Origin of the sequence: uncultured Agitococcus sp., assembly GCF_937920075.1 — a bacterium.
Lineage (GTDB): Bacteria > Pseudomonadota > Gammaproteobacteria > Pseudomonadales > Moraxellaceae > Agitococcus.
The window spans coordinates 1-2074 of sequence record NZ_CALETI010000378.1 but is presented as its reverse complement, the minus strand read 5'-3'; the positions used below and the strand labels follow the sequence as shown (position 1 = coordinate 2074).

At 41.5% G+C, this 2074-nt stretch carries 3 protein-coding genes; 2 read left to right on the top strand and 1 reads right to left on the bottom strand.

Features of this window, described 5'->3' with window-relative positions; translation table 11 throughout:
* The coding region (locus Q0212_RS12700) for a type ISP restriction/modification enzyme (RefSeq protein ID WP_367175964.1) at window positions 1-547 on the top strand (547 nt) is incomplete at its 5' end.
* A 100-nt stretch (window positions 548-647) separates the two neighbouring features.
* Window positions 648-1832 (top strand): class I SAM-dependent rRNA methyltransferase, encoded by a 1185-nt coding sequence (locus Q0212_RS12695; protein ID WP_297926088.1) that lies wholly within the window; start codon window positions 648-650, stop codon window positions 1830-1832.
* Window positions 1833-1876: 44 nt separating this feature from the next.
* Here Q0212_RS12695 and Q0212_RS12690 read toward each other — a convergent pair.
* The coding region (locus Q0212_RS12690) for a hypothetical protein (protein ID WP_297926086.1) at window positions 1877-2074 on the bottom strand (198 nt) is incomplete at its 5' end.

Sequence of the window (2074 nt, the reverse complement as noted above, 5' to 3'; positions counted from 1 at the left end):
CTACGGCTTACTGCACAGCGAAGAATACAAAAGCAAATATGCCGACAACCTTACCAAAGAACTACCGCGCATACCACGAGTAAAACAACTCGCTGACTTTTGGGCATTTAGTAAAGCTGGTCGTCAACTGGCAGAATTGCATATCAACTACGAAACCGTTACACCTTATGCTGTTAAGTTTAACTGTGACCTAAACACCCTCAAAGCCGATGATTTTTATGTCACGCAAATGAAATTTGCCAAAGGCAAAAATGGCGAAAAACACGACAAAACCAGTGTTGTCTATAACAGCAAAATCACACTAACAGGCATACCACTACAAGCCTATGACTATGTGGTGAATGGCAAACCTGCCCTAGAATGGGTGATTGAACGTCAAGCCGTTACCACCCATAAAGATAGCGGCATAGTCAACGATGCAAATGACTGGGCAATCGAAACCATGAACAACCCACGTTACCCATTAGAGCTATTTTTGCGAGTGATTACCGTTAGCCTAGAAACAATGGAAATTGTGAATGGACTACCTAAGTTGGAGATTGAGTGATGTACCGTTAAGCCTGTTTTTGGGGTAATGCCTAAAAATCTGACGAATCAATGCGTTTAATTGATAGAATACGCGACATTAACTCTCATAGTGAAATCACATGAAAACCCTTTCCCTTAAAAAATATGAAGACCGCCGTTTACGCGAAGGTCATTTATGGATTTACTCCAACGAAATTGATACCGCAAAAACACCCCTCAAAACACTCACCGCAGGTGAACAAGTCGTTATTGAGGATTTTTCAGGTAAAAAATTAGGTATTGCCACAGTTAGCCCACAATCCTTAATTTGTGCGCGTTTAATTAGTCGTGATGTCAAACATCCTTTAGATAAATCATTATTGGTGCATCGACTCAATCAAGCCTTAAGTTTACGCGAACGTTTTTATCCTGAACCGTATTATCGTTTAGTGTATGGCGATAGTGATGGTTTGTGCGGTTTAGTGGTTGATCGTTTTGGTGATTATTGTGTGGTACAAACCACCACTGCAGGCATGGAATTGGTGAAAGACGAGATTGTTCAAGCCTTAGTAAAAGTGCTTAATCCACAAGGCATTTTGTTTAAAAATGATAGCAAAGCGCGTGCTTTAGAAGGCTTGGCTAGTTATATCGAAGTGGCTTATGGAGAAGTACCTGATTTAGTGCCTTTGGTTGAAAATGGCGTTAAATTTTTTGCGCCTGTGCATGAAGGACAAAAAACGGGTTGGTTTTATGACCACCGTGAATCACGCGCCCAATTACAACGTGTGGTGAAAGGCAAACGTGTGTTAGATGTATTTTCTTATGCAGGCAGTTGGGGTGTGCAAGCAGCCGCATTTGGTGCAGCTGAAGTCACTTGTGTGGATGCCTCGGAATTTGCCTTAGATATTGTGCAAAAGAATGCCCAAGCTAATGGCTTAGACAATGTAAAAACCTTACAAGGTGATGCTTTTCAAATGCTAACCGAGCTAAAACAGCAAGGCCAACAGTTTGACGTTATTGTGTTAGACCCACCTGCATTTATGCAAAAACGTAAAGACCATGCCAATGGTTTACAAGCTTATCGTCGCATTAATGAATTGGCGATGCGTTTGTTGGTTAAAGATGGGGTGTTGGTGTCTGGCTCTTGTTCGATGCATTTAAAAACTGAAGAGTTGGTCGATGTGATTCGTGGAGCAAGTCGTCATTTAGATAAAACAGCCCAAGTGGTATTTATTGGCGGGCAGGGGGCTGATCATCCTGTTCATCCAGCCATTCCTGAAACATCCTACTTAAAATGTGTGATGGCAAGGGTGTTAAGCGCGTAATAAAAAAGGCATCAGAAGATGCCTTTTTTATTGGAGTGATATTTTTAATTAATAATAACTTGGTTTGTAGCGTAATCATACTTTATCGTAGCATCACTTGGACAACTTGCAGCACCTGTATAGCTCCAAGAAATACTGCCAGAAACACCGGGTACGTTAATGTTGCTTGCATAACCGCTAAGTACGGAATTACTTGCACCACAAACCGTGTTGGCGGGGAAGTTGAGATAACAGTATTTTAC

Coding starts and splice junctions, on each gene's coding strand:
- Q0212_RS12695 (WP_297926088.1), top strand. CDS start 648: ATGAAAACCCTTTCCCTTAAAAAATATGAAGACCGCCGTTTACGCGAA.